This is a genomic window from Kitasatospora phosalacinea, assembly GCF_000717185.1.
GTDB lineage: Bacteria > Actinomycetota > Actinomycetes > Streptomycetales > Streptomycetaceae > Kitasatospora > Kitasatospora phosalacinea_A.
The window spans coordinates 56978-62977 of record NZ_JNYE01000033.1; the positions used below are offsets into that span (position 1 = coordinate 56978).

Consider the following 6000-nt stretch of genomic DNA (forward strand, 5'->3'; position numbering starts at 1 on the left):
CGGCCCGACCAGGACTGAGGACGCACACATGAAGCAGGCCACTCTCAAGGCTGCCGGTACCGCCGCGCTCGGCGTCGCCTTCGCCGCGGTCGCCGCGGGCTCCGCCGCCGCCGCGCCGGTCGCCCCCGGCGGCCTCGGACTGCCGACCAGCGCGCTCACCAACCCCGGCGTGACCGGCGCGGCCACCGGCGCGGTGAGCAAGCTCCCCGGCGGCGACCAGCTCGGCACCGTGACCGGCACCCTCAACCCGACCGCCGGCGCCCCGGCCGCCGCCCCCGCGCCCGCCGAGGAGCAGGCCCCGCCGGTCGCCGAGCAGACCGGCCCGGGCGGCGTGGACCAGGAGCAGGGCGCCCCCGCGCCCGCCGCGGCCAACCGGGTCGGCGGGCTGGACTCCGTCCCCGGCGGCCAGGGCCTGGCCAAGACCCCGGTCGGCGGCGTGGTCGGCACCCTGACCAGCCTCTCCCCGACCGGCGGCGGCGCCCCCGGCCTGCCCGGCCTGCCGGGCCTGGGCGGCTGACCCGGCGGTAGGCGTGGCCGGAGGGCCGTTCCCGTACGCGGGAGCGGCCCTCCGGCGCGCCCGGGGGCGGTGGCGCGCAGCGGTGTTCGGCGGTGTTCGTGCGGTCCGAAGTGGCGGTGCTGCGGGGGTTCCTGCGGGAGGATCGGCGGCAGGGCCAGGTGGGCCCGTTCGCGGCGACGTGCTCCAACGCCCGGGCGGGCTGCCGGTGTTCGGTGGCGCGCAGCGGTGTTCGGCGGTGTTCGTGCGGTCCGAAGTGGCGGTGCTGCGGGCGGTGGATCAGGGCTCCTGCGGGAGGACCAGCCACAGCGCCAGGTAGATCAGGAACTGCGGGCCGGGCAGCAGGCAGGACGCCAGGAAGATGGCCCTGACCGTCCACGGCGTGAGGCCGAAGCGCCGGGCGATCCCGGCGCAGACGCCGGCGATGACGCGGTTGTGACGAGGACGGGCGAGGCTGCTCATCGTCTCCTCCGGGGAGTGTGGCCGGTGCGGTCCGTCCGCCCCGGTGATGTCTCCATCGTCCCGCCGTGACCTGCGGCTTCGCGTCCACCGTGAAGCCGATCCGGACCCTGGTCCGCTCCCCGGTCGGGGGGACGCCGGACTCGGGGTCGGGTCCGGGTCCACCCCGGGTTTGCAGCTGCACCGGCTCTCCCGGCACCGCCGCGGTCGGCACCCGGCGGGTCGAGGGCAGGTCGACGGCACCACGGCGGTCGTCCTGGAGGTGCGGAACGCCGAGCGCACCGGCCTGCCGCCGGAGGCCGTCGTGGCCGGCGAGGGCGAGCCCCGCCTGCTGTCGGTGGGCAGGGGCGGCCGCAGCCTGCGGTGCGGCGACTTCGACCCGCCTTCGGTCGTGGTCAAAGGGAAAATTTCCGCCGGACAATGAATGGTAAAGCTGAGGTAAAGAAGGTGGAGGTGGTGGCGCGGCCGTCCCCGCCCGCTGGGAGACTCGCGAATCCGATCGTCATAGAAAACCTGGGGAAGCCCTGATGCGTACGAACCGGCTGCTGGCCGTCACCGTGCTGTCCGTTCTCGGTGTCACCGGCCTGACGGCCTGCAACTCGGACGGGGACGGGGACAAGGCGAACGACGCCGCGCCCGCCGCCTCCGCCCCGGCCTCGGCCGCGGCCTCCAAGCCCGCCGAGGGCGGCGGCCTGGAGAAGCTGACGGTCGAGGAGATCCTCACCAAGATGCGGGCCGCGAACAGCAAGCTCACCAGCGTCAAGGCGACCATCAGCGTCGTCGACGCGGAGAGCGACGTCAGCGGCACCGTCGCCACCGACTCCTCCGGCAACTGCACCGCCGACCTCTCCATCAAGGACCAGGGCAAGTTCTCCGTCCTGCGCACCGGCGGCAAGACCTGGCTCAAGCCGGACGCGCAGTTCATCAAGCTGGTCGTCCCCACCGCCAACGCCTCCGTCACCAACATGATCGCGGGCAAGTGGCTGACCGGCGGCAGCATGGACAGCCAGGCGGAGGGTTTCGCCAGCTTCTGCGACATGCCGCTGGAGGTGCTGAAGTCGGCCGGTCAGGACGAGAAGGGCGCCCCCGACAACACCGGCACCAAGGGCGAGGTCAAGAAGGTCGGCGGCGTCGACGCGATCGTCCTCAAGGTGAAGGACGACGAGGGCTCGCCGATGGAGGCCGCCGTCGCCAACGAGGGCGAGGCCTACCTGCTGTCGGTGACCAGCGGCGACGAGGGCAGCATGCAGTTCAGCGACTTCGACAAGCCGGTCAAGGTCACCGCCCCGACCGCCGACCAGATCGTCGACCTGGACTCGCTCACCGCCGCCGCGGGCTGACCCGCCCGGTCACCGGGCAACCGGTCACAAAGCCGAGGTAAAGAAGGCGTAGGCGGTGCAGCGGCCGGTTCCGCCCGCTGGGAGACTCGCGCATCCGATTGCCATGGAAGCGTAGGGAAACTCTGATGCGTACGAACCGGCTGCTGGCCGTCACCGTGCTGTCCGTCCTCGGTGTCACCGGCCTGACGGCCTGCAACTCGGGCGGGGGCGACGACAAGAAGGGCGACGCCGCGCCCGCCGCCTCCGCCCCGGCCTCCGCCTCCGCCGCGGCCTCCGAGCCCGCCGCGGGCGGCGGCCTGGAGAAGCTGACGGTCGCCGAGATCACGGCGAAGTCCCGGGCCGCGGGCGCGAAGCTGACCAGCGCCAAGCTGGTCGCCAAGGTGACCCAGGAGGGGACCACCATGAGCGCCAGCGTCGCCGCCGACTCCTCCGGCAACTGCACCGGCACCATCGGCATCGAGGGCAAGGGGACGGCGGACGTCCGGCGCACCGCCGACAAGGTCTGGGTCAAGCCGGACGCCGAGTTCTTCGCGACGGTGATCCCCAACGGCGACACCCCCGCCGCCCAGAAGCTCGTCGGCAAGTGGCTGGCCTCCAGCAAGGCCGACGACATCGCGAACTTCGCCGAGTTCTGCGACATGGCCCTGACCATGCAGACGAAGATCGGCCTGAACGACGACGGCACCCCCGACAACACCGGGACCAAGAGCGGCACCAAGAAGGTCGACGGCATCGACGCGATCCTCATCGTCGGCAAGGACGACGACGGCAAGCCGGTGGACGCCACCATCGCCGCCGAGGGCGAGCCCTACCTGCTGACGGTGGACGACGAGGCCGTGAACAGCATGAAGTTCAGCGACTTCAACGAGCCGGTGCAGGTCACCGCCCCGGCAGCCGACCAGGTCATCGACCTGAAGTCGTTCGGGGGCGCCGCCAAGAGCTGACCCGCTCAGCGGCGCGGCGCGGCCGTCGAGCCGAGCACCGACAGCGCGGGGGCCGGAACGGGACGCGGACGCGTGCCGTCCCGGCCCCCCGCGCGTTCCGCAGGCGGGGCCGCGGGGGCCGTCCGGCGCCGCTCCAGGGCGCGCAGCGGCGGCACCAGCAGCAGGTGGGCCAGCGCGGCGCCCGCGGTGCCGAGCAGGATGTCGTCCACGTCCAGGACGTGCCCGGGCGCCCAGCCCTCCAGGATCTCCAGCCCGGTGCCGAGCAGCGCGGCCCCGGCGGTGGTGCGCAGGAAGGACGGCAGCCGGGACCGCGACGGCGAACCCACCGCCAGCGGCAGCAGCACCCCGATCGGGGCCAGCGGCAGCAGCCCCGAGGCCAACTGCCGGACGGCGGCCGCCCCGCCGAGGGCGAGCGCCTGGCGCACCGAGGCGAACGGGGTGAGGTTGGGCGGGCTGGTCCAGGCCGCGGGCACCTGGCGCAGGCTCAGCCAGCCGAGCAGCAGCAGGTGGAGGCCCAGCAGCACCCGGGACGCCGTCCGCCACCGGTACGGCACCGCCCTCCCGTCCGTCGGACGGGAGGGCGCGCGGTCGGCGTTCGCGTGGTCGCTCGGTGCTGAGGTGTGCACACTGCGGGGGACGCAGCTTCCGTCCGGCCCGGTTCCCCGGGGCCCGGCAGGCGCGCATTCAGGGGCCCGGGCCCCGGCGGGGCCGAGCTGCCGACGGCCGGAGCCCGGCGGGGCGTCCGTGCTGCTTCGGGCCGCGACCAGCACCCGAAGCCGGTGCGTGCACCGGCGGTGAACCCGCAGCAGACCCGTTCCCGCTGTTCCCCGGGCCCCGGCGGGGCTCTCGCGGCGGGGACCTCGCCGGGGGCTCAGGTGCAGTGGTTCGGGTCCGGGGAGGGAGCGACGAAGGCTTCGGCCGGGGAGGCGGAGGCGGGAGCGGAGGCGGCGGGGGTCCTGGTGGGCGCCTTGCCCGGGGCGGGGGCGGCGGGGGCGGGGCTCTCCGGGGCCTTGGGGGCGAGGAGTTCGCTGGGGCAGGCGGTGCGGCTGGCCGGGGCCCCGGCGTCGACCGGGACCGCGGTGGGGCGGATGCCGCAGCCGGCCAGCAGGGCGGGGGCGAGCAGGCCGCCGGCCAGCAGGGCGAGCGGGCGGAGCCGGCGGGTGGTCATCGGGCCTCCTCCGGCCCGGGGGCGGGCGGTTGGGTGAGCGGGAGGGTCAGGGTGAAGACCGCGCCGACGCCGTCCGGGTTGTTGGCGGCGGTGATGTCGCCGCCGTGGATGCGGGCGTTGGCCTCGGCGATGGACAGGCCCAGGCCGCTGCCCTCGGAGCGGGCCCGGCCCTTGTCGGCCTTGTAGAAGCGGTCGAAGACGTGCGGCAGCACGTCCTCCGGGATGCCGGGGCCGCCGTCGGAGACCGAGACGACGACGGTGTGCGCCTCGTCGTCCTGGCGGACCCGCACCTTGACCGGGGAGCCGCCGTGCTTGAGCGCGTTGCCGATCAGGTTGGCGAACACCACGTCCAGGCGGCGGGGGTCGACCACGGCCAGGATGCCGCGCGGGGCGTCGAGTTCGACCGCGTCGTACCAGGCGCGGCCGTCGATGCAGGACATGATCAGGTCGGCCATGTCGACCTCGTCGGCGACCAGCTTGGCGGTGCCCGCGTCGAAGCGGGTGACCTCCATCAGGTTCTCCACCAGGTCGGAGAGCCGCCGGGTCTCGGAGACCACGAGCCGCACGGCCGGTTCGATCATCGGGTCGAGGAGGTCGGCCTCGTCCTCCAGGATGTCGGTGACGGCGGTCATCGCGGTCAGCGGGGTGCGCAGCTCGTGCGACATGTCGGCGACGAAGCGCCGGGACTGCGCCTCGCGCGCGCTCAGCTCCGCGACCTGCTCCGACAGCGACTCCGCGGTGCGGTTGAACGTCCGTGCCAGTTCGGCGAGTTCGTCGTTGCCCTCGACGTCGAGCCGGGTGTCGAGCTCGCCCTCGCCGAGCCGCCGGGCGGCGTCCCCGAGGCGGCGCACCGGCCGCAGCACGGTCGCCGAGGCGGCCTGGGCGAGCAGCGCCGAGCCGACCAGGGCGAGCAGGGTGGCGATGGCCAGCGACCAGCCGAGGGTGTTCAGGTCGGCGCGCTCGTTCTGCAGCGACTTGAACACGTACGCGGTCGGCCCGCCCGGCACCACCTTCGTCCCGCCGACCACGTACGGCCCGGCGAGGTTCACCCGCTGCCAGTACAGGTGGTACTCGTACGGGTTGCCGGGGCCGGTCTCGCGCGGCTTGTTCACCGCGGTGACCAGGGCCGTGGGCACCTGGCGGACGGTGAACGCGATCGGGTCGGAGGAGGCGGTGCAGTCCGGCACCGCGTCGTCGACCACCACCACGTCGTAGGCCAGCCCGGAGCTGGCGACCTGGGTGGCGAGCGCCGTCAGGTCCTGGCAGGTGGGCTGCAGCGGCAGCTGCGAGACGTTCCGGGTCAGCGACCCCCGGAAGTCGTTCAGGGCGGTGTCCTGGGCGCGCTTGAGCACCGCGTCGCGGTTCAGCCAGTAGGCGATGCCGGACGCGGAGACGGCGGTGACCAGCGCGACCGCGGCGAACACCGCGATCAGCCGGACCCGCAGCGAACTGAGCCGCCGCCAGGACGCCGAACGGGCCCGGCGCGGCGCGGTCTGGAGGTCGGTCAAAAAACTCTCACAGCTCGGAGGGGACGCGGAGGGGACGCGGGGGGACGCGGGGGGAGGCGGGGGAGGG

8 protein-coding genes are annotated in these 6000 nt (G+C 74.3%); 4 read left to right on the top strand and 4 right to left on the bottom strand.

The features are described 5' to 3' along the window. The first annotated feature begins 28 nt into the window (after positions 1-28). Positions 29-517 carry a hypothetical protein gene (locus OO57_RS39510; RefSeq protein WP_051777743.1) on the top strand — a complete coding sequence of 163 codons (489 nt, stop codon included), beginning with the start codon at positions 29-31 and terminating at the stop codon, positions 515-517. Positions 518-793: 276 nt separating this feature from the next. Here OO57_RS39510 and OO57_RS16525 read toward each other — a convergent pair whose 3' ends face one another. Further along, positions 794-976 carry a PspC domain-containing protein gene (locus tag OO57_RS16525; protein ID WP_033253234.1) on the bottom strand — a complete coding sequence of 61 codons (183 nt, stop codon included), beginning with the start codon at positions 974-976 and terminating at the stop codon, positions 794-796. 169 nt (positions 977-1145) lie between these two features. On the opposite strand from OO57_RS16525, the gene OO57_RS16530 reads away from it, so the two are divergent. The 3 genes from OO57_RS16530 (at position 1146) to OO57_RS43865 (ending at position 3257) form a co-directional block, all read left to right on the top strand. Beyond that, on the top strand, positions 1146-1397 hold the full coding sequence (locus OO57_RS16530; RefSeq protein ID WP_033253235.1) for a hypothetical protein: 252 nt from the start codon (positions 1146-1148) through the stop codon (positions 1395-1397). Between the two features lie 103 nt (positions 1398-1500). Further along, a complete protein-coding gene (locus OO57_RS16535; RefSeq protein WP_033253236.1) occupies positions 1501-2313 on the top strand; it encodes a hypothetical protein in 813 nt (270 codons plus the stop codon). A gap of 125 nt (positions 2314-2438) precedes the next feature. After that, complete coding sequence (locus tag OO57_RS43865; RefSeq protein WP_033253237.1) at positions 2439-3257, top strand: hypothetical protein; 819 nt, start codon at positions 2439-2441, stop codon at positions 3255-3257. Between the two features lie 5 nt (positions 3258-3262). Here OO57_RS43865 and OO57_RS16545 read toward each other — a convergent pair whose 3' ends face one another. The 3 genes from OO57_RS16545 to OO57_RS16555 form a co-directional block, all read right to left on the bottom strand. After that, entirely contained in the window at positions 3263-3811 is a 549-nt protein-coding gene (locus OO57_RS16545; protein WP_051777745.1) for a VanZ family protein, read from the bottom strand. A gap of 317 nt (positions 3812-4128) precedes the next feature. Next, positions 4129-4425: a hypothetical protein gene (locus tag OO57_RS16550; protein WP_033253238.1), complete on the bottom strand. Its 297-nt coding sequence runs from the start codon at positions 4423-4425 to the stop codon at positions 4129-4131. Further along, complete coding sequence (locus OO57_RS16555) at positions 4422-5933, bottom strand: sensor histidine kinase (protein ID WP_033253239.1); 1512 nt, start codon at positions 5931-5933, stop codon at positions 4422-4424. The genes OO57_RS16550 and OO57_RS16555 overlap by 4 nt, the downstream gene beginning before the upstream one ends. Positions 5934-6000: the final 67 nt, after the last annotated feature.

What these genes read in the sequence shown, in the direction of transcription:
- OO57_RS39510 (WP_051777743.1), top strand. Translation starts at nt 29, where the DNA reads ATGAAGCAGGCCACTCTCAAGGCTGCCGGTACCGCCGCGCTCGGCGTC.
- OO57_RS16525 (WP_033253234.1), bottom strand. Translation starts at nt 976, where the DNA reads ATGAGCAGCCTCGCCCGTCCTCGTCACAACCGCGTCATCGCCGGCGTC.
- OO57_RS16535 (WP_033253236.1), top strand. Translation starts at nt 1,501, where the DNA reads ATGCGTACGAACCGGCTGCTGGCCGTCACCGTGCTGTCCGTTCTCGGT.
- OO57_RS43865 (WP_033253237.1), top strand. Translation starts at nt 2,439, where the DNA reads ATGCGTACGAACCGGCTGCTGGCCGTCACCGTGCTGTCCGTCCTCGGT.
- OO57_RS16550 (WP_033253238.1), bottom strand. Translation starts at nt 4,425, where the DNA reads ATGACCACCCGCCGGCTCCGCCCGCTCGCCCTGCTGGCCGGCGGCCTG.